The following is a 24,310-nucleotide window of genomic DNA, read 5'->3' on the forward strand; positions in this document are numbered from 1 at the left end:
ATGGCTGTCCCAGCCTAGGCAACGACGGGCACGACCCGCGCGGGGGCTAGCGGGCGGCCAGGGCGTCGAGAGCCGCCATGTCCTCGTCGCTGAGGGAGAACCCTGCCACGCCGGCGTTCGACCTGATGCGATCGGCATTGACCGACTTCGGAATGACGACGACGTCGTGCTGCAGGTGCCAGCGGATGATCACCTGGGCCGGCGTACGGCCCACGCGATCCGCGATGTCCACGATGGCGGGGTGGTCGAGCGTCCCGCCCCGCAACGCGCTGTAGCCCTCGACCGCGACCCCGCGCGCTCGGTGCTCCCCCAGCACCTCGGCGTCGAACAGCAGCGGACTCCACCGGACCTGGTTGATCGCAGGCATCACCCCCGTCGCCGCGCTGACCTCGTCGAGGAGCGAGCTGTCGAAGTTGCTCACGCCGATCTCACGGACCAGCCCGGCCTCACGAGCCTCGACGAAGGCCCGCCACATGTCGACGTTGATCGACCCGGACCCCGGCCAGTGGATGAGCCAGAGGTCGACGTGGTCGAGCTGCAGCAGCTCGAGGCTCGTGCGGAGCGTGTCGAGCTCCTTGCCGACGTTGTCGGGCGGGCACTTGGTCGTCACGAACACCTCGTCGCGGGGCACGCCGCTCTCGGCCAGTGCCCTCCCCACCTCCGCCTCGTTGCCGTACACCGTCGCGGTGTCCACGTGGCGGTAGCCGGCCTCGAGTGCGCTCGACGTGGCCCGCACGGCATCGTCGCCCTTGATCTGCCACGTGCCGAACCCGAGCAGCGGGATCTGGGCGCCTCCGGCGAGGGTGAGCGTCTGGTCCGGGAGCTGTGGGGCGTGGTCCGTCATGCTGCGATGCTAGCCACGGGGGTGGTGGCCACTCCCGGCACTGATCCTCCGACCCGAGACCCAGGGGCGTGCAGGTCAGCCGCGACGGACCCTGGGGCCCAGGGCCGGCTTGTCCACGTCGAAGGGCCCGTCGCGGTGCGCGTCGTCGGAGTAGACCCCGCTCACCTGCGCGTCGTCCTCTTGGTCGAGGTCGACGCCGTAGGCCACCACGCCGACGCGGACCCAGCGTGCGTCGCCCAAGCACGATGTCGGCACCGAGAGGATGCTCGACCGGGTGGAGCGCTGGACGCGGGCCTCCAGGCCCGGGCAGTCGATCTCCCTGCTTCCACGGGCCGCACCACTCACGATCGGCTTGCCGCCGAGGTGCTCGACGAGCACGTCGACCTTGCCCCGCGGCAGCCTGAGCCGGGTGCCGATGAACATCAACGGGTCCGTGGCGAGCCTCCGGAACTGCACGCGCACCAGAACGACCTCGGAGCGGTGGTCGACCACCGTCCGGACGATGTCGAGCGTGCGCTGCTCCGGCGCGACGGCCGACTGCTCGACCCCGTCCACCTCGGACGTGACGAGCGCGTCCCCCGCCGGGTCGCGGGTCACGACCCGTTCCGCGTACGCCGTCGACGGAAGCAGGGCGACGAGGGGAAGCACGCCGACGGCGAGCCGGAGGCTGTGGCGGAACGACATGCGGCGAATCCTAGACACCCGCGGCCCCTCCGACGGCGACCACGGAACCGGAGGCACGTCGTGCCACGATCCTGCTCGTGGAGATCCGCACCGGCTCAGCAGACCCAGCACTCGACGCGCGCCTCTCGGGTGAGCTCGACACCTTCAACGCCAGGGCGGTCCCCGGGCCGTCGGCCGTGGAGCTCACGGTCACCGCCGTGGACCAGGACGGCGAGCTCGTCGGAGGGCTGAGCGGATGGACCTGGCAGGAGGCCGCCGGCATCGGCCTGACGTGGGTGCGTGACGACCAGAGGGGCTCCGGGGTCGGGTCGGACCTCCTCATCCGCTTCGAGCAGGAAGCAGCCGCCCGAGGAGCCCTTCGGGTCTTCGTCACGTCGTTCACGTTCCAGGCGCCGGGCTTCTACGAGCGGCACGGCTACCGGGAGATCTTCCGTTGGGACGGCGTACCCGTCGCGGGCCACGCCGACGTGCACTTCCGCAAGGAGCTCGTCGAGCCTCAGTAGTCCTCTCGAGCGTCGGGGTCGGGCCCCCGGGTGATGTGCATGGCGGCCTCCTCGGCGGACGCGCCGGCGCCGTCGATGCCGACGTCCTGCGCCAGCTCCTGCTTGTCGCGATCCTCGCCGAGGCCCTGGTCGGGCTGGACGAGTCGGCCCGCGCGGGGGTCGGCCTCGTCGAGGCCGAGCTCCTCGTCGAGCGCGTTCTCGTCCTCGCGCTCGTCGTCCCCGCTGTCCTCGGCCCAGGGGTCGACGTCGGGGACCTCCTCGGAGAGGCGCTCGTCGAGCGACTCGCCGCGGCGCATCTCTGCCTCGGTCGGGTAGTCGTCGTAGCCCTTGGGCGGACGGTCCGGCGGTGAGTAGCCGCGGTCGAGCACGTCGTCGAGGTCACGGTCGTCGAGCGTGTCCTCCGGCTGCAGCTGGTCCTCGTCGTCCACGGACATGTCGAGGTAGTTCTCGCGGTCCTCACTCATGTCTACAGGCGTACCGGACCGGCGCGAGCAGGACAAGTGCCGAAGTGCCTCAGCCGAGCTCGCGCTCCAGCGCGTCGGTGAGCAGCGCGACCAGCGCCTCGGTCTGGATGTTGGCCGAGGACGAGACCTCCTCGTCGGACCCGTCGAGGGCCCGAGCGGCGAGGCCGGCCTTGGAGTCGATGAGCTCCGCGATCCGGGTGTCGATGGTCTGCGCGGCGATGATGCGCCAGGCCGTCACGGGGTCGCTCTGGCCGATGCGGTGGACGCGGTCGATCGCCTGGGTCTGCTCGGCGTCGGTCCACGACAGCTCGGAGAGCACCACGTTGGACGCCACCTGGAGGTTGACGCCGACGCCGGCCGCGGCGAGCGAGCAGACGATGACCTGCACGTCGCGGTCGTTGACGAACCCGTCGATGGCCTTCTCGCGTGCCTTGGCCGACTGGTCGCCACGGATGGAGGTGTGCTTGAGGCCGCGACGGGTGAAGGTCTCCTCGGCGATGTCCATGACGTCGACGTGGCGGGCGAAGAAGACCACCTTGCCGACGTTGCGCGCGAGCTGCGCGGCGTAGTCGGCGGCGAGCCCGGCCTTGGCCTTGCCGATGCGCCGGAACATCGAGAAGACGTTCTCCCCGGACGTGCCGGAGTCCATCTCCTCGCGCTCCCACGTCGCGACGCGACGGACGAGCTCGTGGTCGATGCCGTCGACGACGGAGCCCGTACGCCGGGTCTCCAGGGCCGCCTTGTAGCGCTGGACGAGCCGGCGGGCGAGCTCCTTCTCGGCCGCGCGGATCGAGCGAGTGTCCTCGTCGTCGAGCTCGACCGGGATGTCGGCGATGCGACGGGCCGGGATGTCCTCGGCGACGTCGACCTTGCGACGGCGCACGATGCCCATGTCGATCACGGCCTTGCGTGCCGCCGGGTAGAAGGCGTGGTCTGCCGGCGTGAGCTCGGTGTCCTCCAGGGCCTCCATCAGGCGGGCCATCGGCTTGGTGTCGTCGATCCAGCCGAGGAACTGCCAGATCGCGCGGAAGTCCTCGATGTCGTTGATCAGCGGGGTGCCGGTCAGCGCCATCAGCAGCGGTCGGGCCGTGCGCGAGCGGAGCCGCTCGGAGAGCTCGAGCACGTGGCGCGAGCGCTGGGAGGTCTTGTTCTTGATGAAGTGTGCCTCGTCGACGACCATGCCGCGGAACCCGAAGTCGCCCAGCCAGCCGGCGTGGCGGTCGAGGATCTCGTAGTTGACGATGATCACGTCGGCGAACGCGTCGACCTGGTCGCCGTCGCCGTGGATCACGGTGGCGCGACGGCGCGGGGTCCAGCGCTCGGTCTCACGCGCCCAGTTGGTCTTGACGACGTTGGGGCACACGACGAGCAGCGGGAAGGCGTTGGCGGCCTGCGCAGCGAGGAGCGCCTGTGCGGTCTTGCCGAGGCCGGGCTCGTCGGCGAGCAGGAAGGTGCGGTGACCCTCCGCCGCCGAGGCGATCAGCCGGGCCTGGTGCGGCATCAGCTCGAGCTTGCCGGGGGCGTTGAGCGAGGTGGCCTCCGGCAGGTCCATGCAGGACGAGGACCCGCCCATCTCGAAGGAGCGGAACAGCGGGCCGAGCAGCTCCCAGCTGGAGAGCCGGCCGTGCACGCTGCGGCGCTCGCGACCGATCTCGAAGTCGGGGACCAGGAACGGGTTGGCGAGCTGGTGCTGCGCGACCGACTGCGGGACGACCCGCCGCTCGCCGAGGCCGGGACCCGCCTCGTCGTCGGGCTTGGGCTCCTCGGGGGCCGCCTCGATGCCGGCCTTGCGGAGCATCTCCAGGCGCAGGTCGCGGGCGCTGTCGGTGACCATCGCGTCCTCGGACAGCAGGCCGAACAGCGAGGGGTCGCGGGTGGCGGTCTTGGCGAGGATCGTCGCGATGCCGTCGAGGCGCTTGAGCTCGTCGGCCTTCTGGGCGTCGGTGAGCTCGGTCGACGCACGTACGTCGGTGCGATGCTCGCGCGCCAGCAGCGCCACGACCTGGAAGCGCACGCGCTGCCCGGGGGCGAGCGGGCCGCGCTGCACGGCGGACTCGAGCTCGCGCACGGCGCGAGCGAGCACGGGGACGATGCCCTCGTTGTCCTTGTGGCGGGCGTGCGCAGGGGTGCGGCGACCGCCGCGCTGGCGTTGGCGCTGGGCCAAGGTGTCCTCCCGGAACGGGTACGCGTCGCGGAGCAGGCGAGCCTGGGTCGGCGCTGACCTGCACACCACGGCGTGGAGGTTGGAGCGATACGTCGCGCTGCGGGGCCCTGTGGATCGGTGGTGATCAGTCGGGCACGGCGCGGGACGCTGGCGCCAGTCTAGCCCCCGCCCGTCCCGAGCAGGTAACCGTTGGCCACATCGGCGTGGCCGGCGTGAGACGGTGTCCCCCATGCAGGGAGGGCCGGAGACCAGCGCGCGGCGTGGGCGCCCCGGCCACGACCAGCGTGCGGTGCTCCGGGTCGCGGTCGACCTGTTCAACCGGCAGGGCTACGACGCCACGAGCGTCGGCGACGTGGCGCGCGAGCTCGGGCTCACCAAGTCGGCGATCTACCACCACGTCCCGAGCAAGGAGCACCTGCTCCGCAGCGCGATCGACGAGGCCCTCGACGCCCTCGCCGCCGCTCTCGACGAGGTCGCGGCGGCCGACGACCTCGACGCCGGCGCGCGGCTGCGCGCCGCCGTGCGCAGCAGCGTCACCGTGCTGGTCGAGCACCTGCCCGCGGTGACGCTGCTGCTGCGGGTGCACGGCAACACCCCGGTCGAGCAGGCGGCGCTCGCCCGCCGTCGCACGATCGACCAGCGGCTCGCCGACATGGTGCGCCTCGCGGTGGACGACGGTGTGGTCCGCGCCGACCTCGACCCCCTCCTGATCAGCCGCCTGCTCTTCGGCATGGTCAACTCCCTGACCGAGTGGGTCCGCGCCGACCTCGACGCGGAGGCGCTGGCCGACGGCGTGACGGCGCTGGCGTTCGACGGGATCGCCCGGCACGACCGCTAGGCTCGGGCACTGCCGCTCCGGGGGCACGGGGCAACGACTCGAGGGATCGACGAGGGGGATCGATGCGGTGCTCGCGCGCGATCACGACGTTGGTGGCGGCCGTCCTGGTGGCCGCGGCGACGGTGACCGGAGGTCCGCCGGCCTCGGCGGCCGGCACCTTCACCTCCTCGGTCGACGGCGTCCTCTCCCCCGGCGCCGGGCAGCTGAGGTTCTACGGCTGGATGTTCGACGACGACGCCCCGTCCGTCTCGATCAGCTACCACGTCTACGTCGGCGGCAGCGGGCCCGGCGACGCGGGCTCGTGGGGGTACGACATGGGGCCGGCGGCCGCGTACCGCCCGGACGTGGACGCGGTGTACGGCTCCGGGCCCTACCACGGCTTCGACGCCACCATCTCCGTCCCCGTCCACGGCACGCAGCCGGTCTACATCTTCGCCATCAACGCCGGCGGCACGCCCGGGGACAACGCCCTGGTGTGGAGCGGCAGCGTCGCCATCGCCAACCCACCGCCACCGCCACCACCGCCGCCGACGCCGACACCGACGCCGACACCGACGCCGACCCCGACGCCGACCCCGACGCCGCCGCCACCACCACCGCCGACGACCCCGACGACACCGGTCCCCCCGCCGCCGGAGGCGGTGCCGACACCACCGGCCCCTCAGATCACCCTCCGGCTGGGCGCGGTGCGGAGGAAGTCGCGGATCCGGGTCGACATCGGTCCCGACCTCGACCCCTCGAACTACCGCTTCATCGTCAAGAAGCGCAGGGGCAAGAAGTGGCGCACCGTGCGCCGCACCCAGACGCTCGGCTCGCAGGACGTGATGGTCATCGACCTGCCCCGGGGCACCTACCGGGTGGTGGTGCCACGCCAGCACGACCTCCTCGGCGCCGAGGCCACCGTGCGGTTGAAGCGGTAGCCGGGATCACGGCTCCAGGCACTCCGGCGTCGAGTCCCCGGGACCGTCCGGGTCGAGCGTCGAGCCGGACGCGTCGCGGAGCACCACGCGGTCCACGGTCGCGAACTGCTTCAGGGTGGGCAGCACCTCGCCCGCCACGGTCACGGTCGAGCCGCCGCTGCGGCACCGGCCGGTGAGCCGCAGGTCCGCGACGCCACCCGAGACCGAGAGGTCGTCGTAGCCGGTGGCGCCCGAACGCAGCAACCGCAGGCCACGTGCGCGCTCCCCCGGCAGCGGACCGGCGAAGAGCCGGTCCATGACGCCGGTCGCCGGAGCGCCCGGACGGACGAGCCGCCGGACCGGCACGAAGAACGGCTCGCGGTTGTCGACGAAGCGGTCGCGATGGAAGAACCACACCCGGCGCTGGACGGTCGGGAAGCCGGCGCCGACCTCGACCACCACGCGCGGCGGTGCCTGCAGGGTCGTCACCCGCACGGGGGTCCGCTTGGCCAGCCCGATGCCGTACGTCGTGACCGCCTCGAAGTCACCCGCGCGCACCGCCGTCACCACGTTGGGCAGGGGGAACGCCACCCGGCGCGGTGCGGCGGTGGCTGCTCCCGCGTCCGTGTGCGCCTGGGCGCGCTCGAAGCGCACCAGCAGCAGTGCCTGCCCTGCGACGTGCACCCGTCGTCCCGACCCGTCGGCGAACAGCCGGTCGACGTACTCCACCTGTCGGTCGGCCGGCAGCCCGCCGCGGAACTCGAAGACCACCCGGTCGACGTCACCGCGGTGCGCCGCCCGTACGGCCACGAGCACCGGGGTGACCGGCGCGGCGCGCTCGGCGACGCCGGACGCCGCCTGCCCGCCCTGCGTGGCCACGAGCGCAGGCGCCAGCGTGAGTGCGAGGAGCGGAAGCAGCAGCCGCGGGACCTTCATCACGTACCTCCCCAGGGACGGACCGATCATCCGACGGTAGGCAGAGCAGGCGTCCACGGGAAGGGACGAAGGTCCTCGGTTCAGCCGGCTCCGTCGCCGGACCCGACGGGGCGGCCCAGTGACCGGCTGCGGCCACGGAACACTGCGATGACCTCGCCGACCGCCGGGTCGTCCGCGCGCACCGTGACGTCGTAGACGCCCGAGCGGCCACGCAGCGAGACCTCGCGCGCCTCGGCGCGGAGGACCTGCCCCAGCCGGGCCGGCTCGAGGAAGTCGATCGAGAAGCCTGCGGCGACGGTGACCGGCCCGTGTGAGTTGCACGCCAGCGCGAAGGCCGAGTCGGCCAGGCTGGCGATCAGACCGCCGTGGCAGAGGTCGTGGCCGTTGACCATGTCGTCGCGGACGACCATCGAGACCACGGCCCGTCCCTCTCCGAGGTCCTCGACGCGCATCCCGAGGCCCGCGCTCGCCGCGTCGGCCGCCCACATCTCGCGGGCGCCCGCGAGCGGCTCAGGCATCGAAGTCGACCGTGACCGCGTCGCTCACCGGGTAGGTCTGGCAGGTCAGCACGAACTGCTGCTCCACCTCGTCGGGCTCGAGGGCGTAGTTGCGCACCATCTCGACGTCGCCGTCGGTGACTTTCGCCCGGCAGGTGCCGCACACGCCGCCCTTGCAGGCGAACGGCAGGTCGCTGCGCACGGCCTGGGCGGAGTCGAGGATCGTGGCGTCGCGGGGCATCGGCGTGGTCGTCGTACGCCCGTCGAGCACGACGGTGACCTCGCTCGTCACCCCCTCGACCACGCGGTCGGCGTGGCGCAGCGTGGGCGGCGGCTCGTCGACGAAGAACAGCTCGAAGTGCACCTTCTCCTTCGGCACGCCGAGCTCCTCGAGCACGGTGCGCGCGTCCTGGATCAGTCCGAGCGGACCGCACAGCCAGACGTGGTCGAGCGCGGCGAGCGGCACCTTGAGCGGCAGCAGGCGACGCAGGCGGTCGGCGTCGAGGCGCCCGGAGAACAGCTCCACGTCGCGGGGCTCGCGCGACAGCACGTGGACGAGGTCGAAGCGTGGTCCGTGGAGGTTCTTCAGGTCGCTGAGCTCCTCGGCGAACATCACCGACGTCGTCTCGCGGTTGCCGTAGAGCATCGTCACGGAGCTGTCGGGGTTGGCCAGGACGGACGCGGCGATCGAGAGCATCGGCGTGATGCCGGAGCCGGCAGCGATGCACAGGTGCCGTCCCGGGCTGGCCGGATCGGCGCGGAAGCTGCCCGACGGCTCGGCCACCTCGACGCTCTCCCCGGGACCGGCCTGGTGGATCAGCCAGGACGAGAACAGGCCACCGGGGATCTCACGCACGCCGATGCGCGGCGCGGCGCCCGCGGGCGCACAGATGGAGTACGTCCGGCGGTGCTCGACGCCGTCGACGACCCGGCGCAGCGTCAGCGACTCCCCGGGCTCGAAGGCGAACAGCTCGCGCAGGTCGTCGGGGACGTCGAAGGTCACCGCTGCCGAGTCCTCGGTCAACGGCTCGACGTCGCGGATCGTCAGCTGGTGGAAGGTGGTGGCCACGGCCCTAGATCTCCTTGACGTGGTCGAAGGGCTCGAGGCACGCGGTGCAGCGGTACTGCGCCTTGCAGGCCGTCGAGCCGAACTCCGAGACCAGCTCGGTCGCCGGAGAGTCGCACTGCGGACAGCGGACCTGCCGGGCCGTCGGCAGCAGGGTGAGCGGGATCGGGCCGTCGTGCGACGGCGCCGGCCCCGGGGGCGAGATCCCGGCCGCGGCGAGCGCGGCCCGACCCGCGGGGGTGATCCAGTCGGTGGTCCACGCGGGGTCGAGGCTGACCCGGACCTCGACCCGGTCGAAGCCGGCACCGCTGAGCTCGCGCACCAGGTCGTCGCGCATCGCGGCCATGGCGGGGCAGCCGGAGTAGGTCGGGGTGATGTCGACGACGACGTGCGCGTCGCCCACCACCTCGACGTCACGCAGCACGCCGAGGTCGACCAGCGTGAGCATCGGCAGCTCCGGGTCGGTGACCCGCGCCGCGACGGCCCGGGCCCGCTCGGTCGTCGTACGACTCATCAGTCTCACCACTGACCCCTCGGGTGGGCGCGTGCGACGGACTGCATCTCGGCGAGCATCCGGCTCAGCGGCTCGCCGTGCATGCCGTCGCGACCCGTGCGACCGAGGACACCCGCACGCCGCGGGGCCTCCGACCGCGGCACGTCGGCCGCGGCGAGCACCTGGTCGAGCGTGGCCTCGGCCGCCTCCCGCACGGAGGCGGGGTCGACGCCCACGCCGGCCGCTGCGGCCGCGGCCTCCACTGCGTGCGTGTCGAACAGCTCGGGCCACAGCGGCCAGAGGGCGTCGAGGGCCGCCACCAGCCGGCGGCGCGACTCCTCGGTGCCCTGCGCGAGCGTGACGAACCAGCGAGCGGCGTAGTCGCGGTGGTAGGCCAGCTCCTTGACGCCCTTGGCGGCGACGGCCGCGAGCACGTGGTCGCGGCTGGAGCGCAGGCGCTCGAAGGTGGCGAGCCGCCAGATGGAGAACAGCAGCACCCGCACGGTCGCGTCGGCGAAGTCACCGTTGGCGAGCTCGGCGAACCGCACGTTGCGGAAGTCGTGGGCCTCGCGGAAGAACGCCAGCGCGTCCTCCGGCGGCGCCGGCGAGCCCTCGGGCAGGTCGGGCACCACCGACGCGTCTGCCTTGGCCGCACGCGCGAGCAGCAGCCGCGCCTGGCCGAGCAGGTCGAGCGCGATGTTGGACAGCGCGATGTCGTCCTCGAGGTCGGGGGCGTTGCTGGTCCACTCCGAGATCCGGTGCGACATCACCAGCGCGTCGTCGCCCAGCATCAGGGCGTACGCCGCCAGCGCGGGCGCGTCCACCCCCTCGGGAATGGTCGTGTCGACGCCGGCGAGGGGGTCCTCGAAGTCGGTGCCGAAGGCCCAGTGGGCGTCGTTGACGAGCAGGCCCGAGTAGGCGCTCTCGTGCTCGTCCTCGTCAGTCGTGTGCACGTGGTCAGTCATCACATATGAGGGACGTTGTCGGGGATGTCGTAGAAGGTCGGGTGGCGGTAGACCTTGTCGCCGCTCGGCGCGAACATCGGGTCCTTCTCGTCCGGGCTCGAGGCGGTGATGGCGTCGGCGCGGACCACCCAGATGCTGACGCCCTCGTTGCGGCGGGTGTAGACGTCGCGGGCGTGCAGCAGGGCCATCCGGTCGTCGGCCGCGTGCAGCGAGCCGACGTGCACGTGGTTGAGCCCGCGCTTGCCACGGACGAAGACCTCCCACAGCGGCCACTCCGGCTCGGGCGGCGTGACGCCCTCCCCCGTCGGCACGCCCTGGAGCGGCACGGCGCCGTGGCCGCCCTCGGCGGACAGGTTGCTCATGCGGTCGCCTTCCGCTGCTTCGCGGCGTAGGCCGTCGCGGCCTCGCGCACCCAGGCGCCGTCCTCGTGGGCGCGGCGGCGGTGGGCCATGCGCTGGGCGTTGCAGGGGCCGTTGCCCTTCACGCCCTCCATGAACTCCTCCCAGTCGGGCTGGCCGAAGTCGTGGTGGCCGCGCTCCTCGTTCCACCTCAGCTCAGGATCGGGGAAGGTCACGCCGAGCGCCTCGGCCTGGGGGACGGACATGTCGACGAACTTCTGGCGGAGCTCGTCGTTGGTGTTGCGCTTGATCCCCCACGCCATCGACTGGGCCGTGTTGGGCGAGTCGGCGTCGGGTGGGCCGAACATCATCAGCGCCGGCCACCAGAACCGGTCGACCGACTCCTGCACCATGGCACGCTGCTCGTCGGTGCCACGCATCATCGTGGCGAGCAGCTCGTAGCCCTGGCGCTGGTGGAACGACTCCTCCTTGCACACCCGGATCATCGCGCGGCCGTAGGGGCCGTAGGAGGTGCGGCACAGCGGCACCTGGTTGCAGATCGCGGCGCCGTCGACGAGCCAGCCGATCGTGCCGACGTCGGCGTAGGACAGCGTGGGGTAGTTGAAGATCGAGGAGTACTTCTGCCGGCCGGCGAGCAGCAGCTCGGTGAGCTCGAGCCGGGAGACCCCGAGGGTCTCGGCGGCGGAGTAGAGGTAGAGCCCGTGGCCCGCCTCGTCCTGCACCTTGGCGAGCAGGATCGCCTTGCGGCGCAGGCTCGGGGCGCGGGTGATCCAGTTGCCCTCCGGCTGCATGCCGATGATCTCGCTGTGCGCGTGCTGGGCGATCTGCCGCACGAGGGTCTTGCGGTAGCCCTCCGGCATCCAGTCGCGCGGCTCGATCCGGTCGTTGCGCGCGATGGTCGCCTCGAAGTGACGCTCGAGCTCGGCGTCCGGGGCGGGGCCGCGCGCGGTCTCGGTGAGGGTCATCCGTCCTCCTGAACCGGGCCGGCAGGTCGGCTCCGGCCACATTTACTGACCGATCGGTCTGGTATTAGTGTGTCACCAGTCACTCTGGCACGCAAACAGCCGCGTGCCCACCGTTCCACGCCCGCTCGACGCCGCCCCAGACCCAGGGAGACACCGTGACCCGTCTGCTCGAGAGCTATGCCGCCGGCCGCTGGTACGCCGCCTCCGCCGAGGGCGACCCGCTCCTCGACGCGGCCACCGGCGAGGAGGTCGCCCGGATCTCGAGCGCCGGGCTCGACATCGGCGCGATGACCCACCACGCCCGTTCGGTGGGCGGCCCCGCCATCCGTGAGCTGACGTTCCACGAGCGCGCCCTCCTGCTCAAGGAGCTGGCCACCCACCTGACCGGGCTCAAGGACGAGCTCTACGAGGTGTCGCTGCGCACCGGCGCCACGAGGCGCGACTCGATGATCGACATCGACGGCGGCTTCGGCACGATGTTCAGCTTCTCCTCCAAGGGCCGCCGCGAGCTGCCCAACGACACGGTGGTGTGCGACGGCGACCTCGAGCAGCTCGGCCGCACCGGCGTCTTCCTCGGCCAGCACGTCTACACCTCGCGCCCCGGTGTCGCGGTCCAGATCAACGCCTTCAACTTCCCCGTCTGGGGCATGCTCGAGAAGCTCGCGCCGGCCTTCATCGCGGGCCTGCCCTCGATCGTCAAGCCCGCCAGCCAGACGGCGTACCTCACCGAGCTCGTGGTCCGGCGCATCATCGAGTCGGGCATCCTGCCCGAGGGCTCGGTGCAGCTGCTGTCCGGATCGGCCGGCGACCTGCTCGACCACCTCGGCGTCCAGGACTCGGTGGCGTTCACCGGGTCCGCGCACACCGCGGGCATCCTGCGCCAGCACCCGTCGGTGCTGCACGGCGGCGTCACGCTCCAGGTGGAGGCCGACTCCCTCAACTGCTCGGTCCTCGGGCCCGACGTGACCTCCAGCGACCCGGAGTGGGACCTCTTCGTCAAGGGCGTCGTCACCGAGATGACCGCCAAGGCGGGCCAGAAGTGCACTGCCATCCGCCGCGTCATCGTGCCGGCGGCCGTCGCCGACGAGGTGACCGACGCCATCGCAGCGAAGCTGTCGACCATCACCGTCGGCGACCCGGGAGACGAGTCCGTGCGGATGGGCCCACTGGCCTCCCTCGGCCAGCGCGAGGAGGTGCGCAAGGCTGTCGAGGTGCTGCGGTCCTCGGCCGACGTCGTCCTGGGTGACCCCACCGCCACCACCGGTTTCGCCGGTGACGGTGAGCGTGGTGCCTTCATGGCGCCGGTGCTGCTCAGGGCCCGTGCCGGCGCGGTGGAGCCGCACGACGTCGAGCCGTTCGGCCCCGTGTCGACGGTGATGTCGTACGACTCGCTCGACGAGGCCGTCACGCTGGCGGCGCGCGGCAAGGGCTCGCTCGTCGGCTCGGTCGTGACCCACGACCCCGGGGTCGCCCGCACCCTCGTGCTCGGCCTGGCGCCGTGGCACGGCCGGATCCTCGTGCTCGACCGCGATGACGCCCCGGAGAACACCGGTCACGGCTCGCCGCTCCCGATGCTCGTCCACGGCGGCCCCGGCCGCGCCGGCGGCGGCGAGGAGCTCGGCGGTGTGCGGGGCGTGCTGCACCACATGCAGCGCTCGGCGATCCAGGCCTCCCCCGACATGCTCACCGCGATCACCGGCCGGTGGACCCGCGGCTCGCAGCGCACCGTGACGCCGGAGCACCCGTTCCGTCACTCGCTCGCCACGCTGAAGGTGGGCGACACGATCGCCTCCGAGCCGCGGGTCATCTCCCGCGAGGACATCGACCACTTCTCCGACTTCACCGGCGACACGTTCTATGCCCACACCGACCCGGAGGCGGCCGCGCAGAACCCGCTCTTCGGCGGGATCGTCGCCCACGGCTACCTCATCGTCTCGATGGCCGCCGGCCTCTTCGTCGACCCGGCGCCCGGTCCGGTGCTCGCCAACTTCGGCGTCGACAACCTCCGCTTCCTCACCCCGGTCAAGGCCGGCGACTCGATCCGCGTGACGCTGACGGTCAAGCAGATCACCCCGCGCTCGTCCGCCGACTACGGCGAGGTCCGCTGGGACGCGCTGGTCACCAACGGCGACGACGAGCCGGTCGCGACGTACGACGTGCTGACGCTGGTCGCCAAGGAGGCCTGAGCACTACCGTCGTCGCCGTGAGCCCCGCAGCCCAGCGCGTCATCGGCATCGTGGTCCTGCTGGCGACCGGCATCTACAGCCTGCCGCTCTCCGCGGCGGTGCTCGACGGCGAGGGCACCGAGAACTGGATCGTCCCGGCGCAGCTGCTCGCGATGGCTGCAACGGGGGCGGCAGTCACGCTCGCCCTGCCGGCGATGGCTCGTGCTGGCGCGTCCGCTGCGAGGCGCGCGACCACCGGCGCGTGGTGGGGTCTCCTGGCTGCGTTCGGTGGCGTGCTCCTCTTCTTCGTCGCCATCAACGGGGTGAGCGGCGCCTGAGGTCGACGATTGCGGCTACGTTGCCGTCATGGCGAACAAGAAGAGCTGGTCGGACATGACTCCGACGCAGAAGAAGGTCGTGGTCGTGGCCGGCGTCGTGGAGGTCGCCCTGACGACCTGGTGCCTGCGTGACCTGAGGCAGCGGCCCGCCGCGCTGGTCCGTGGACCGAAGGCCCTATGGGCGCCGGCGATGTCCGTCCAGCCGGTCGGGCCGATCGCCTACCTCGTCTGGGGTCGCAGGCGCTGAGGCCGGGACCGGGGACCCATGGCCCCCTGAGCCGGGACCACCGCCCCTGACGCCTGCTCCCTCCGCGAGCCACGATAGGGTGGAGGAGGCGAGCGACATGAGGCGTACGACGGTCGTGACCGTGGCGGTGGCGGCGCTGCTCGGCGCGGGAGCGGGCGCGGCGGTGACGGCGTACGACGGCGCGGACCTGCACCACCCGATGACGTTCTCCGGTCCGGCCGGTGCCGGTGCCGACCACATGGACGGACGGTTCGGCGGGCGCTCGGGCACGGGCCATGGCATGGGCTTTGGCATGGGTTTTGGCATGGGCTACGGCTCGGGTCACCTCATGGGCCACGGCATGGGTCACGGCATGGGCCAGCACGTCACCGTCACCAGCGAGCACGAGTTCCTGGTCGAGATGGTGGCCCACCACCAGGAGGCGATCCGGGCGGCACGGGAGCTGGCGCGCTCGGACCGCGCGACCATGCGGGCGTTCGGCGAGCGCATCGTCGAGGCGCAGTCGGCGCAGGTCGTGCAGATGCAGGCCTGGCTCGACGAGTGGTACGGCGACGACTCCCCGGACGCCGACTACGACCCGATGATGCGCGACCTCTCCGGGCTGAGCGGGGACCGTCTCGACCGCACCTTCCTCGAGGACATGGTGTGGCACCACATGGCCGCGGTGATGATGTCGCAGCACCTGCTGGTCTCCGGCCTGGTCGAGCACGACGAGGTCGCGGCGCTCGCGCGGGACATCCGCGACGAGCAGCGCGCGGAGATCGTCCAGATGCGCCGCTGGCTCGCCGACTGGTCCCTCTGAGCCGCTGGTCCTGAGGCCGCTGGTCTGGAGCACGAGGCGCGCGAGCACCGCGCGCCCGTACGCTGCGCCATGACCCCCGCGCGCGTGACCCGGTTCGCCACGCTGTCGCTCGGTGTCCTCTACGTCGCCGCCGGTGCCGCCGAGATCGTCCGGGCGGCCACGAGCACCGGCGACGGGGGCGTCATCCTGCCCGGCACGCTCGTCGCGGGCGGGGCGCTCGTGCTCACGGGACTGGCCCTCACCCCGCCCCAGCCGCACGTGGGGCGTGGCCTGGTGTGCGTCGGGAGCCTGCTGGGCATCCTCGCGACGGCCGGGACCGTCGTGGTGCCGGTGCTCGCGGTCGCCGTGGTGGTCCTGACGCTCCGCGAGACGGTGTCGGCCTGACGCCCTCGGGGTGCGTCAGCCCGCGTAGGGCACCTCGGTGCGCCACGAACCCTCGTCGGCCGTGACGGCGTCCCACAGCGCGTCGGCGACCCGGTCGGGGGTGAAGGCGCCGTCGCGGGACAGCGTGCCGCGCACGGTCACCGAGACCGCACGGATGCCCTCGCCGGCGAGCGTCCGGTCGATGCTGTGCACCAGGTTGCGCACCCCGGCCTTCTGGACGCCGAGCGACGCGGCGCCCTCCCACGGCTGGTCGGCCGCCATGCTCCCGGTGACGCTGATCCGGCCGCCCGCCGACATGAAGGGACGCGCGGCCTGGACCGTGGTCAGCAGCGCCCCGACGCCGAGCGCCACGTCCTCGAGGAGCTCGGCGACCGTGAGGGAGAGCGGGTCCTTCTCGCGGTAGGCGCTGGGGTTGAAGTGCAGCACGTCGATGCGGCCGGCGTGCTCGCCCATGCGGCGTACGGCGTCGCGCGCCGCGGCCTCGTCGGTGACGTCGACGACGGCATGGCCGACGGCGGCGCCGCGAGCCTCGAGGTCCGCGACGAGCTCGTCGAGCACGCCCTGGTCCCGGCCCAGGAGGCCGACGTCGTAGCCCTCGTCGGCGAACCGCCGGGCCACCGACCCGCTCACTCCCGGACCGGCGCCCACCACCACGATGACTGGTCTGCTCATGCCGTCCGTTCTACCGCAGTTCCGCGGGCTAGCGAGAGGACCGGTTGCCCGGCTCCGGAGGGTTGTGCCGCGGTGCGGCGTTGGGACCCTGGGTGCCTTCCTGGGTGTCGCCGGACTCGCCCTCCGGCTGGGCGGCGACCGAGTCACCGGGGCTGATGGGCGTCGGCTCGCCGCCCTCGGGCGCCAGCTCGGAGACCTGGCCGTCCTGCTCCTGCGACTGCTCCTGCGATGAGTCGTGGTCGTGCGTCATGCGGGGCCTCCTGGTGGAGTCGGGGAAGGCTCCACGCAACCACCGTGCGCGCGCCGGCGGCTCACCTGCGCGGGTGGTGGCTGCCGCAGCGGCGCTGGCTACGGTCGAGGCATGACCCGCTTCGGATACACCCTGATGACCGAGCAGAGCGGACCGCGGGAGCTGGTGGGCTACGCCGTCGCCGCCGAGCGGACCGGCTTCGACTTCGAGGTGATGAGCGACCACTTCTCGCCCTGGCTCACCGAGCAGGGGCACGCGCCCTACGCCTGGACCACGCTCGGCGCGGTCGCCCAGGCCACCGAGCGCGTGGGGCTGATGACCTACGTGACCTGCCCGACGCTGCGCTACCACCCCGCCGTGGTCGCCCAGAAGGCAGCGACGCTGCAGATCCTCGCCGAGGGCCGGTTCATCCTGGGCCTGGGCAGCGGCGAGAACCTCAACGAGCACGTGGTCGGCGAGGGATGGCCCGCGATCGGCGAACGCCAGGACCTGCTGGCGGAGGCGATCGAGGTGATCCGCGCGCTGCACACCGGCGAGCTCGTCGACCACCGAGGCGAGTTCTTCCAGGTCGACTCCGCCCGCATCTGGGACCTCCCCGACGAGGGCGTCGAGATCGGTGTCGCCGTCGCCGGCGACCGGGCCATCGAGCAGTTCGCGCCGCTCGCGGACCACTGCATCGCGGTCGAGCCCACGGGCGAGATCATCGAGAGCTGGAACGACGTCGACGGAGCGCCCCGCGTCGGGAAGGATGCCCGCGCGATCGGTCAGATCCCGATCTGCTGGGACCCCGACGAGGACGCGGCCGTGGCCCGTGCGCACGAGCAGTTCCGGTGGTTCGGCGGCGGCTGGTCGGTCAACGCCGACCTCCCCACCCCCGCCGGCTTCTCGGGCGCGACGACCTTCGTCCGGCCCGAGGACGTCGCCGAGTCGATCCCCTGTGGCCCCGACCTCGACGAGATCGTCGAGGCCGTGTCCGCCTACTGGGAGGCCGGCTTCACCGACGTGGCGCTGGTGCAGGTCGGCGACGAGGGGCAGCAGCGCTTCCTCGACGAGGCGGCCGGCCCGCTGCTCGAGAAGCTGCGGTCGGCCGCCCCCTGACGCTCAGCGCCAGCCGAGGTCCGGAGCCACTGCGGTGAGGACCGACTCGAGGATGTGGGCGTTGTAGTCCACACCGAGCTGGTTGGGCACCGTCAGCAGCACCGTGTCGGCCGCGGCGATCGCCTCGTCGTCGGCCAGCTCCTTGACCAGCACCTCCGGCTCGGCGGCGTACGTCCTGCCGAAGACCGCCCGCAGGTTGGCCTCGATCTGGCCGAACTGGTCGGAGCTGGTGCCCTCGTGGCCGAAGTACATCCGGTCCAGGTCGGTCGTGATCGGCATGATCGACCGACTCACCGACACGCGGGGCTCGCCCTCGTGGCCCGCGGCGCGCCATGCCTCGCGGTAGACCTCGATCTGCTTGCGCTGCTGGACGTGGAAGGGCTCGCCGGTCTCGTCGGCCTTGAGCGTCGAGCTCATCAGGTGCATGCCCCGCTCGGCAGCCCACCTGGCCGTCGCGTCGGAGGCGGCGCCCCACCAGATGCGCTGACGCAGGCCCTCGGAGTGCGGCTCGACGCGCAGCAGGCCCGGCGGGTTGGGAAACATCGGCCGCGGGCTCGGCTGGGCGAACCCCTCGCCCTCGAGCACCTGCAGGAACACCTCGGTGTGGCGGCGCGCCATGTCGGCCTGGTCCTCGCCGTCGGCGGGCTGGTAGCCGAAGTAGCGCCAGCCGTCGACGACCTGCTCCGGTGATCCCCGGCTGATGCCGAGCTGCAGCCGGCCGCCGGAGATGAGGTCGGCCGACCCGGCGTCCTCGGCCATGTAGAGCGGGTTCTCGTAGCGCATGTCGATCACGCCGGTGCCGATCTCGATGCGGCTGGTGCGCGCGCCCACGGCCGCGAGCAGCGGGAAGGGCGAGGCGAGCTGGCGCGCGAAGTGGTGCACGCGGAAGTACGCGCCGTCGGCGCCGAGCTCCTCCGCCGCGACCGCGAGGTCGATCGACTGCAGCAGGGTGTCGGAGGCGGTCCGCACCGCCGACTGCGGCGAGTCGGTCCAGTGGCCGAAGTTCAGGAAGCCGATCTTCTTCATGACTGGTTCAACGCTCAACCACCCTGGTTGTTCCCGGGGACCTGCCCCTCGACCGGCGTACGGCCGGGCGCGGCGAGCGACAGCACGGCGCGGGCGATCTCGGGGCGCTCCTCGAGGTGGTCCTCCAGCCGCTGCAGCTCCTCGGCGGCCTGGCTCTCGGTGTCGTCGCCGACGAGGTCCACCGAGCCGACGAGGAAGATCTTGCCGGGACCGACGTACTCCAGGTGGAGGGTGCTGACGCTCTCGACCTCGGGCCGCTCGCGCAGCCACCCGAGCACGGTGGCGTGGATGCGCGGGTCCGCGATCTGGCCGACGAGGAAGTCCATGTTGCGGCGCAGCAGGTAGATGGCGACGAAGCCGAGCAGCAGGCCCACCAGGATCGAGCCGATGGCGTCCCAGACCGGCTGGTGGGTGGCCTGGTGGAGGGCCAGGCCGGTCACCGCGATGACGATGCCGACCAGGGCCGCGGCGTCCTCGAAGAAGACCGCGCGGAGGGTCGGGTTCGAGGTCTTGTCGAGGAAAGTCACGCGGCTCACCTCGGCCTTGCGGGCACCACGGCGCACCTCGCGGCGGGCCTGGAAGAAGGAGATGCCCTCGAGCACGAAGGCCGCACCGAGGACGAGGTAGGCCCAGAGGTAGTCGGCCTCCGCCTCCTCCGCCGTCAGCGACTGGATGCCGTGCCACACCGAGACCGCCGCGCCCACGCCGAACAGCCCGAAGGCGGCGATCATCGACCACACATAGGCCTCGCGGCCGAAACCGAGCGGGTGCGTCTGGTCCGCGGGCTTCTCTGCGCGCCGCTCTGCGACGAGGAGGAACACCTCGTTGCCGGCGTCGGCCCACGAGTGCGCGGCCTCGGCCACCATCGAGGCGGACCCGGTGAGGACCGCGACGACGCTCTTGAGGACGGCGAGGACCGTGTTCGCGGTCAGGGCGATGACGACGGTGAGCACCCGACCACCCTGCCCGACCGGGGCGCCCGCCGTCAGCCCCGTCGGGGTAGTGCGCTCCGGGCTAGGGCCGGGCGAGCGCGAAGTCGACGGCAGCGCGCGCGTGCAACGCGGTGGTCGCGAAGACGGGTACGTCGACGTCGTCGGGGCCGATGAGCAGCTCGATCTCGGTGCAGCCGAGCACCACTCCCCCGGCGCCGCGGTCGACCAGGCGCCGCACCACGTCGACGTACGCCTCCCGGGACTCGTCGCGGACCACCCCGAGCACCAGCTCGTCGTAGATCACGTCGTGGACCAGGGCGAGGTCGGCGGGCTCCGGGACGAGGACCTCCACGCCGTGCGAGCGCAGCCGGTCGGCGTAGAACGGCTGCTCCATCGTGAAGCGCGTGCCGAGCAGCGCCACCCGGTCGAGCCCGGCCGCCTTCACGGCGTCGGCCGTGACGTCGGCGAGGTGGATCAGCGGGATCCCGACGGCCGCCTCGATCGCGTCGGCCACCTTGTGCATGGTGTTGGTGCACAGCACGACACACTCCGCGCCCGCCGTTTCGAGGGCGCGGGCCTCGTCGGCCAGCAGCGCGCCCGCGGCCGCCCAGTCGCCGGCGACCTGCAGGGCCTCGACCTCGGCGAAGTCCACCGACGCCATCACCAGCCGGGCGGAGTGGAAGCCGCCGAGGCGCTCGCGCACGTCCTCGTTGAGCAGCCGGTAGTAGAGCGCGGTGCTCTCCCAGCTCATCCCGCCCAGCAGCCCGATCCTGCGCATCGACTCCATGGCGCCATTCAACACGCGCGGCCGTTGACTCGTGCTGCCGAGCGCACCCTTGCTACCTTAGTCCAGTAATTCACTGGACTATTGGCGACAGGGGTCATGCGATGGCGACGAACGAGGGCGACTGCCGGGTCGTGGTGGTCGGTGCAGGGGCAGGCGGGACGCTGGTCGCGACCCACCTGGTCACCGCGCTCTCCTCCCGCTTCCGCGTCGAGCTGGTCGACGCCGTGCCCACCACCGGGCGCGGGCAGGCCTACTCGACGACGGACGAGCGTCACCTCCTCAACGTCCCCGCCTCCGGCATGAGCGCGTTCCCGCGCGACCCGGAGCACTTCCTGCGCTGGCTGCGCAACCACCACGACCCCGGCTTCCAGCCCCACGACTTCGCGCCCCGCGCGGTCTTCGGGCGCTACGTGGAGAGCCTGCTCACCACCGCCGCGGAGTTCCCCGGCAACGCCCGTCTCGTACGACGTCGCGCCGAGGTCGTCGACATCGCCGGGGCCGGCACGGGCTTCGTCGTCGAGCTCGCCGACGGCGAGCGGGTCGAGGCACGCGCCGTCGTCCTGGCCACCGGCAGCCGGCCGGGCACCCACTGGGCACCCGCCGAGCTCGCGGCCGACCCGCGACTCATCGCCGACCCGTGGACACAGGGGATCCCCGGGGACGGCGATGTCCTCATGCTCGGCTCCGGCCTCACCATGGTCGACCTCGCGATCAGCGCCGACCGACCCGGCCGCACCGTCCACGTCGTGTCGCGCAACGACGTCGTGCCGGAGCGCCACGTGCTGCCCACGACGCCGCCGGTCCCGCCGCCGCCCGGGATCACCCGCACGCAGGGCATCGAGGCGCTCCGCTCGACCCTGACGGCGCACGTGGCCGAGACGGTCGCGAGCACCGGCGACTGGCGGGCCGCGATCGACGGCCTGCGCCCCGTGACGGCCCAGCTCTGGCGCGGCCTGTCCGATGCCGACAAGCGCCGCTTCGTCGCCGAGGACGCCCGCACCTGGGACGTCCACCGCCACCGGATGGCACCCGCCACCCACGCGCGCTTCGAGCAGGTCGCGTCGAGCGGCCGGCTCCGGCGCCACCGCGGCACGATCGCGACGGTCCGCCCCACCGAGGAGGCCCTGCACGTCACCCTCGACGACGGCACCGAGCTGAGCGTGGCCGCGGTCGTCAACTGCACCGGTCCGGTGGGCTCGATCGCCGCCGACCCGCTGCTCGCCCGCCTGGCCCGCACGGGCCTGGTGCGCCCCGGACCGGCCGGCCTCGGCATCGACACCGCCGACGACGGCCGCATCGTCGGCACGCTGCCCGAGACGCGCCCGTTCCTCGCCGTCGGGTCGCTGCGCCGCGGCAACCTGTGGGAGTCCACTGCGATGCCGGAGATCCGGGAGCAGGCCTACGACGTCGCCCGCGTGGTGGCCCGCTCCATGCACGGCGAGTCCCGCCGTCGGCCCGCCGACCCCTACGGCCTGACCCTCTCCACCAACCGCCGCGCCGCGCGCCGCTACAACGCCGCCCTCGGTCGGCTGCTGCGCCTCCAGGACGGCGTCGAGGAAGGTCTCGCCGAGGCCGTCGCCGCCGACCCGGACTTCGTCCAGGCGCACGCCGCGCTGGCCCTGCTGGGCCACGAGTGGGGCGCCACCGCGCACTGGCGCGCCTCCCTGCGGGCCGCGCACCGCGCCGCGGCCGGGCGCCACCTCGACGACCGCGAGTGCAGCTTCCTCGACGCCGTCACCACCCGCCTGCGCTCCGACGAGCCGACCGGCGCGGCGGCCCTGCTGCGCCACGTGCGGCTGTTCCCCCGCGACGCGCTGGCGGTCAGCGTCGCCGTACCCACCGTCGCCTTCGGTGGACTCACCAGCGGCACGCAGACCGCCGAGCTGGTCGAGTCACTCGGCCGCTCCTACGGCGACGACTGGTGGTACGCCGGCCAGCTCGCGTTCGTCCGCCAGGACCAGGAGCGGTGGAGCGAGGCCGAGGACCTGTCCGCCTACGCCCTCTCGGTCGAGCCGGCCTCCGGCCACGCGGTCCACGCCCGCGCCCATGTCTTCTACGAGACCGGCCGGCACGCCGAGGGCCTGGTCTGGCTCGACGAGTGGATCCGCACCCGCGGGCCGGAGGCCAACCACCGCTCCCACTTCTCCTGGCACGCCGCCCTGCACGAGCTGATGCAGGACGACGTCGAGGCCGTACGCCGTCGCTACCGTCGGGAGCTCGACCCGTCCGTGGTCAGCGGCAGCCGGGTCGTCGTCGACAGCGGTGCGCTGCTGTGGCGCGGCCGGGTCACCGGTGCCTGGACCGACGACCTGTCGGTCGGGGAGGTCCGGGCCGCCGCCCCGAAGGACTGGCTCTCCGCTCCCCCGACGCCGTTCGCCGCGATGCACGGCGCGGTCCTGCTCGCGGCCGACGGTGACGCGGGCGGGCTCACCCGGCTGGCCGAGCAGGCCTCGCGCAGCGACGACCGCGTCTTCCTTGAGGTGGTCTCGCCGCTGTGCACCGCACTGGTGTCGGTCGTCGAGGAGCGCTGGACCGCAGCGGCGGCCACGCTCACCGCGGTGGTCGCCACGATGGACCCGCTCGGCGGCAGCAAGGCGCAGCGCGAGGTCGTCGAGGACACGCTGGTCCACGCCCTCGCGATGGCCGGGCGCACAACCGAGGCCGCCGCGGTGCTCGACGAGCGTCTCTCCCGCCGCTCCTCCGCCCTCGACGCTCGCCGCCGCGCGGCCGTGGCCGCCGATCTGGCTGCGCGGTGACGCCGGACGGTCGGCGTACGGTCAGCCCTCCAGGTCGGCGGTGCGGGCGACGAGGTCGGCGAGGAGCGCGGGCATCCCGCCCGCGGCGACCAGACGGCGCTGCCGGTCGGGCTCGGACTCGCCGAGGAGCATCGCTTCGACGGCGTCCAGCGGGGCGTCGAGGCCGTCGGCGGCGAGTGCCGCGCGCGCGTCCGCCAGCACGCGGGCGGCCACCTCGCGCAGGGGTCGCAGGGTCTGGTCGACGTCGACGACGCGGGTCTCGAGCCCGTGCCGCATGGCGCGGTGGTCGTTGACGGCCAGCACGTCGTCACCGAGGTCGACGGGATCCGGCGACTCGATCGCGCACCGCGCGATGCCCTGGACGAGGGCGGTCAGCCCGGCCACGGCCGACAGCGACGGGACGGCGTCCATGAGGCGCACCTCGAGCGTGCCGAGCAGCGGGCGTGGCCGCATCTCCCACCAGACATAGGTGTGGTCGGGAGCCTCGGCCGCCGCCGTCATCGCCTCGGTGCGGGCGACGTAGTCGTCCCAGGAGCTCAGCTGCGGCGGCAGGGTGGTGCGCGGGTAGGAGCGCAGGATCGCGGAGCGGGTGGACGCGAGACCGGAGTCCACCCCGTGCCAGTACGGCGTCCCGGCGGCCAGCGCACGGAGCAGCGGCATCCGGTGCCGCAGCCCCCGGTAGGCCAGCATGAGCGTCCGCTCGTCGGGGAGCCCGACATGGACCTGGAGCGCCGCCGTCGGGGTGCGGAGCAGCCCGGCGTACTCGTCGACGATGCGGTCGTAGCGCGGCGACGACGCGATCACCGCGCCGCCGAGCGGCGCCGTGGGGTGCACGCCGACGGCCATCAGGCGTGCCCCGTGGCCCGAGACGTCCGAGCGCAGCTGCCGCAGCGAGGCGAGGACCTCCTCGGCGGACCGGCAGACCGGAGAGTTGAGCTCGACCTGGTCGACGTACACCTCGCTGGTGAGCACCCCCGCCGACGAGCCGGCGTCACAGGCCCGGGCGACCAGCGGCTCGGCGTCGGCGCCGAGCAGCTCCCCGGCCGCGTCGACGACCATCAGCTCCTCCTCGACGCCGACCGTGAGGTCACCGCCCGGCACGAAGTCGGGCACGAGCCCGTGGTCGCCCGTGCGCCGCGCCCGCGCGTGAAGCCCCGTCATGGCCACAGGTGCCCC

The 24,310-nt window shown here is 72.8% G+C and carries 27 protein-coding genes; 10 read left to right on the forward strand and 17 right to left on the reverse strand.

The genetic code is table 11. The features are described from left to right. Positions 1-46: 46 nt before the first annotated feature. Positions 47-844 (reverse strand): aldo/keto reductase, encoded by a 798-nt coding sequence (locus ASC64_RS13965; protein WP_056908143.1) that lies wholly within the window; start codon positions 842-844, stop codon positions 47-49. A gap of 75 nt (positions 845-919) precedes the next feature. Continuing rightward, a complete protein-coding gene (locus ASC64_RS13970; protein WP_056908144.1) occupies positions 920-1,528 on the reverse strand; it encodes a hypothetical protein in 609 nt (202 codons plus the stop codon). Between the two features lie 77 nt (positions 1,529-1,605). On the opposite strand from ASC64_RS13970, the gene ASC64_RS13975 reads away from it, so the two are divergent. Further along, positions 1,606-2,031, forward strand: coding sequence for a GNAT family N-acetyltransferase (locus ASC64_RS13975; RefSeq protein ID WP_200937763.1), 426 nt, complete (start codon positions 1,606-1,608; stop codon positions 2,029-2,031). On the opposite strand, the gene ASC64_RS13980 is transcribed toward ASC64_RS13975, so the two are convergent. Next, positions 2,025-2,495, reverse strand: coding sequence for a DUF5709 domain-containing protein (locus ASC64_RS13980; protein ID WP_056908146.1), 471 nt, complete (start codon positions 2,493-2,495; stop codon positions 2,025-2,027). The two genes, ASC64_RS13975 and ASC64_RS13980, sit on opposite strands and share 7 nt — an antisense overlap. A gap of 49 nt (positions 2,496-2,544) precedes the next feature. Then, entirely contained in the window at positions 2,545-4,659 is a 2,115-nt protein-coding gene (locus ASC64_RS13985; RefSeq protein ID WP_056908414.1) for a DEAD/DEAH box helicase, read from the reverse strand. A 229-nt stretch (positions 4,660-4,888) separates the two neighbouring features. On the opposite strand from ASC64_RS13985, the gene ASC64_RS13990 reads away from it, so the two are divergent. Continuing rightward, a complete protein-coding gene (locus ASC64_RS13990) occupies positions 4,889-5,497 on the forward strand; it encodes a TetR/AcrR family transcriptional regulator (RefSeq protein WP_056908147.1) in 609 nt (202 codons plus the stop codon). A 62-nt stretch (positions 5,498-5,559) separates the two neighbouring features. Further along, the gene (locus tag ASC64_RS22100) at positions 5,560-6,417 is read left to right on the forward strand and encodes a hypothetical protein (RefSeq protein WP_056908148.1); all 858 of its coding nucleotides are present in this window, start codon (positions 5,560-5,562) and stop codon (positions 6,415-6,417) included. 6 nt (positions 6,418-6,423) lie between these two features. Here ASC64_RS22100 and ASC64_RS14000 read toward each other — a convergent pair whose 3' ends face one another. Genes ASC64_RS14000 through paaA form a run of 7 tightly spaced genes read right to left on the reverse strand, consistent with a single transcriptional unit; the run spans position 6,424 to position 11,677 of the window. Continuing rightward, complete coding sequence (locus tag ASC64_RS14000; RefSeq protein WP_156385204.1) at positions 6,424-7,362, reverse strand: AMIN-like domain-containing (lipo)protein; 939 nt, start codon at positions 7,360-7,362, stop codon at positions 6,424-6,426. Between the two features lie 50 nt (positions 7,363-7,412). Then, positions 7,413-7,850 carry a hydroxyphenylacetyl-CoA thioesterase PaaI gene (gene paaI, locus ASC64_RS14005; RefSeq protein ID WP_056908150.1) on the reverse strand — a complete coding sequence of 146 codons (438 nt, stop codon included), beginning with the start codon at positions 7,848-7,850 and terminating at the stop codon, positions 7,413-7,415. Beyond that, positions 7,843-8,898 carry a 1,2-phenylacetyl-CoA epoxidase subunit PaaE gene (gene paaE / locus ASC64_RS14010; RefSeq protein WP_056908151.1) on the reverse strand — a complete coding sequence of 352 codons (1,056 nt, stop codon included), beginning with the start codon at positions 8,896-8,898 and terminating at the stop codon, positions 7,843-7,845. The genes paaI and paaE overlap by 8 nt, the downstream gene beginning before the upstream one ends. Positions 8,899-8,902: 4 nt before the next feature. Continuing rightward, positions 8,903-9,409: a 1,2-phenylacetyl-CoA epoxidase subunit PaaD gene (gene paaD / locus ASC64_RS14015; protein ID WP_056908152.1), complete on the reverse strand. Its 507-nt coding sequence runs from the start codon at positions 9,407-9,409 to the stop codon at positions 8,903-8,905. Between the two features lie 5 nt (positions 9,410-9,414). Then, positions 9,415-10,341: a 1,2-phenylacetyl-CoA epoxidase subunit PaaC gene (paaC, locus tag ASC64_RS14020; protein ID WP_200937765.1), complete on the reverse strand. Its 927-nt coding sequence runs from the start codon at positions 10,339-10,341 to the stop codon at positions 9,415-9,417. A gap of 11 nt (positions 10,342-10,352) precedes the next feature. Then, complete coding sequence (gene paaB, locus ASC64_RS14025; protein WP_056908154.1) at positions 10,353-10,715, reverse strand: 1,2-phenylacetyl-CoA epoxidase subunit PaaB; 363 nt, start codon at positions 10,713-10,715, stop codon at positions 10,353-10,355. Then, positions 10,712-11,677, reverse strand: coding sequence for a 1,2-phenylacetyl-CoA epoxidase subunit PaaA (gene paaA, locus ASC64_RS14030; protein WP_056908155.1), 966 nt, complete (start codon positions 11,675-11,677; stop codon positions 10,712-10,714). Before paaA ends, paaB begins: the two co-directional genes overlap by 4 nt. A gap of 155 nt (positions 11,678-11,832) precedes the next feature. Here paaA and paaZ point away from each other — a divergent pair, with 155 nt between their 5' ends. From paaZ to ASC64_RS14055, 5 genes are all read left to right on the forward strand, one after another. Beyond that, on the forward strand, positions 11,833-13,863 hold the full coding sequence (paaZ, locus tag ASC64_RS14035; protein ID WP_056908156.1) for a phenylacetic acid degradation bifunctional protein PaaZ: 2,031 nt from the start codon (positions 11,833-11,835) through the stop codon (positions 13,861-13,863). Positions 13,864-13,880: 17 nt separating this feature from the next. Continuing rightward, positions 13,881-14,180 (forward strand): hypothetical protein, encoded by a 300-nt coding sequence (locus tag ASC64_RS14040; protein WP_056908157.1) that lies wholly within the window; start codon positions 13,881-13,883, stop codon positions 14,178-14,180. A 28-nt stretch (positions 14,181-14,208) separates the two neighbouring features. Continuing rightward, the gene (locus ASC64_RS14045) at positions 14,209-14,427 is read left to right on the forward strand and encodes a PLD nuclease N-terminal domain-containing protein (protein ID WP_056908158.1); all 219 of its coding nucleotides are present in this window, start codon (positions 14,209-14,211) and stop codon (positions 14,425-14,427) included. Between the two features lie 97 nt (positions 14,428-14,524). Continuing rightward, entirely contained in the window at positions 14,525-15,229 is a 705-nt protein-coding gene (locus ASC64_RS14050) for a DUF305 domain-containing protein (RefSeq protein ID WP_156385205.1), read from the forward strand. 69 nt (positions 15,230-15,298) lie between these two features. Beyond that, complete coding sequence (locus ASC64_RS14055; protein WP_056908160.1) at positions 15,299-15,613, forward strand: hypothetical protein; 315 nt, start codon at positions 15,299-15,301, stop codon at positions 15,611-15,613. A 15-nt stretch (positions 15,614-15,628) separates the two neighbouring features. Here the strand turns inward: ASC64_RS14055 and ASC64_RS14060 are convergent, their stop codons facing one another. Beyond that, complete coding sequence (locus ASC64_RS14060; RefSeq protein ID WP_056908161.1) at positions 15,629-16,285, reverse strand: SDR family oxidoreductase; 657 nt, start codon at positions 16,283-16,285, stop codon at positions 15,629-15,631. A 28-nt stretch (positions 16,286-16,313) separates the two neighbouring features. Next, positions 16,314-16,535 carry a hypothetical protein gene (locus tag ASC64_RS14065; RefSeq protein ID WP_056908162.1) on the reverse strand — a complete coding sequence of 74 codons (222 nt, stop codon included), beginning with the start codon at positions 16,533-16,535 and terminating at the stop codon, positions 16,314-16,316. A gap of 111 nt (positions 16,536-16,646) precedes the next feature. On the opposite strand from ASC64_RS14065, the gene ASC64_RS14070 reads away from it, so the two are divergent. Continuing rightward, positions 16,647-17,633 carry an LLM class F420-dependent oxidoreductase gene (locus tag ASC64_RS14070; protein ID WP_056908163.1) on the forward strand — a complete coding sequence of 329 codons (987 nt, stop codon included), beginning with the start codon at positions 16,647-16,649 and terminating at the stop codon, positions 17,631-17,633. A gap of 3 nt (positions 17,634-17,636) precedes the next feature. Here the strand turns inward: ASC64_RS14070 and ASC64_RS14075 are convergent, their stop codons facing one another. The 3 genes from ASC64_RS14075 to ASC64_RS14085 all read right to left on the reverse strand — a co-directional run bounded on the left by ASC64_RS14075 (position 17,637) and on the right by ASC64_RS14085 (position 20,378). Next, positions 17,637-18,659, reverse strand: a complete 1,023-nt coding sequence (locus ASC64_RS14075; RefSeq protein WP_056908164.1) for an LLM class flavin-dependent oxidoreductase — start codon at positions 18,657-18,659, stop codon at positions 17,637-17,639. Positions 18,660-18,673: 14 nt separating this feature from the next. Continuing rightward, a complete protein-coding gene (locus tag ASC64_RS14080) occupies positions 18,674-19,612 on the reverse strand; it encodes a cation diffusion facilitator family transporter (RefSeq protein WP_235563752.1) in 939 nt (312 codons plus the stop codon). A gap of 61 nt (positions 19,613-19,673) precedes the next feature. Continuing rightward, positions 19,674-20,378, reverse strand: a complete 705-nt coding sequence (locus ASC64_RS14085; protein ID WP_283100211.1) for an aspartate/glutamate racemase family protein — start codon at positions 20,376-20,378, stop codon at positions 19,674-19,676. A gap of 101 nt (positions 20,379-20,479) precedes the next feature. On the opposite strand from ASC64_RS14085, the gene ASC64_RS14090 reads away from it, so the two are divergent. Beyond that, positions 20,480-23,134, forward strand: a complete 2,655-nt coding sequence (locus tag ASC64_RS14090) for an FAD/NAD(P)-binding protein (protein ID WP_056908166.1) — start codon at positions 20,480-20,482, stop codon at positions 23,132-23,134. 21 nt (positions 23,135-23,155) lie between these two features. On the opposite strand, the gene ASC64_RS14095 is transcribed toward ASC64_RS14090, so the two are convergent. After that, on the reverse strand, positions 23,156-24,295 hold the full coding sequence (locus tag ASC64_RS14095) for a carboxylate-amine ligase (RefSeq protein ID WP_056908167.1): 1,140 nt from the start codon (positions 24,293-24,295) through the stop codon (positions 23,156-23,158). Positions 24,296-24,310: the final 15 nt, after the last annotated feature.

The sequence above is a fragment of the Nocardioides sp. Root122 genome (genome assembly GCF_001425025.1).
Classification (GTDB): Bacteria; Actinomycetota; Actinomycetes; order Propionibacteriales; family Nocardioidaceae; genus Nocardioides.

Bases quoted from the DNA above. Each gene is read 5' to 3' on its own strand.
- paaB (WP_056908154.1), bottom strand. From the start codon at position 10,715: ATGAGCAACCTGTCCGCCGAGGGCGGCCACGGCGCCGTGCCGCTCCAG.
- ASC64_RS14045 (WP_056908158.1), top strand. From the start codon at position 14,209: ATGGCGAACAAGAAGAGCTGGTCGGACATGACTCCGACGCAGAAGAAG.
- ASC64_RS22100 (WP_056908148.1), top strand. From the start codon at position 5,560: ATGCGGTGCTCGCGCGCGATCACGACGTTGGTGGCGGCCGTCCTGGTG.
- ASC64_RS14000 (WP_156385204.1), bottom strand. From the start codon at position 7,362: ATGATCGGTCCGTCCCTGGGGAGGTACGTGATGAAGGTCCCGCGGCTG.
- ASC64_RS14085 (WP_283100211.1), bottom strand. From the start codon at position 20,378: ATGGAGTCGATGCGCAGGATCGGGCTGCTGGGCGGGATGAGCTGGGAG.
- ASC64_RS13970 (WP_056908144.1), bottom strand. From the start codon at position 1,528: ATGTCGTTCCGCCACAGCCTCCGGCTCGCCGTCGGCGTGCTTCCCCTC.
- ASC64_RS14065 (WP_056908162.1), bottom strand. From the start codon at position 16,535: ATGACGCACGACCACGACTCATCGCAGGAGCAGTCGCAGGAGCAGGAC.
- ASC64_RS14055 (WP_056908160.1), top strand. From the start codon at position 15,299: ATGACCCCCGCGCGCGTGACCCGGTTCGCCACGCTGTCGCTCGGTGTC.
- ASC64_RS14095 (WP_056908167.1), bottom strand. From the start codon at position 24,295: ATGACGGGGCTTCACGCGCGGGCGCGGCGCACGGGCGACCACGGGCTC.
- paaI (WP_056908150.1), bottom strand. From the start codon at position 7,850: ATGCCTGAGCCGCTCGCGGGCGCCCGCGAGATGTGGGCGGCCGACGCG.
- paaD (WP_056908152.1), bottom strand. From the start codon at position 9,409: ATGAGTCGTACGACGACCGAGCGGGCCCGGGCCGTCGCGGCGCGGGTC.
- ASC64_RS14060 (WP_056908161.1), bottom strand. From the start codon at position 16,285: ATGAGCAGACCAGTCATCGTGGTGGTGGGCGCCGGTCCGGGAGTGAGC.
- ASC64_RS14075 (WP_056908164.1), bottom strand. From the start codon at position 18,659: ATGAAGAAGATCGGCTTCCTGAACTTCGGCCACTGGACCGACTCGCCG.
- ASC64_RS14050 (WP_156385205.1), top strand. From the start codon at position 14,525: ATGAGGCGTACGACGGTCGTGACCGTGGCGGTGGCGGCGCTGCTCGGC.
- ASC64_RS14090 (WP_056908166.1), top strand. From the start codon at position 20,480: ATGGCGACGAACGAGGGCGACTGCCGGGTCGTGGTGGTCGGTGCAGGG.
- ASC64_RS13990 (WP_056908147.1), top strand. From the start codon at position 4,889: ATGCAGGGAGGGCCGGAGACCAGCGCGCGGCGTGGGCGCCCCGGCCAC.
- ASC64_RS13980 (WP_056908146.1), bottom strand. From the start codon at position 2,495: ATGAGTGAGGACCGCGAGAACTACCTCGACATGTCCGTGGACGACGAG.
- paaA (WP_056908155.1), bottom strand. From the start codon at position 11,677: ATGACCCTCACCGAGACCGCGCGCGGCCCCGCCCCGGACGCCGAGCTC.
- ASC64_RS13965 (WP_056908143.1), bottom strand. From the start codon at position 844: ATGACGGACCACGCCCCACAGCTCCCGGACCAGACGCTCACCCTCGCC.
- ASC64_RS14070 (WP_056908163.1), top strand. From the start codon at position 16,647: ATGACCCGCTTCGGATACACCCTGATGACCGAGCAGAGCGGACCGCGG.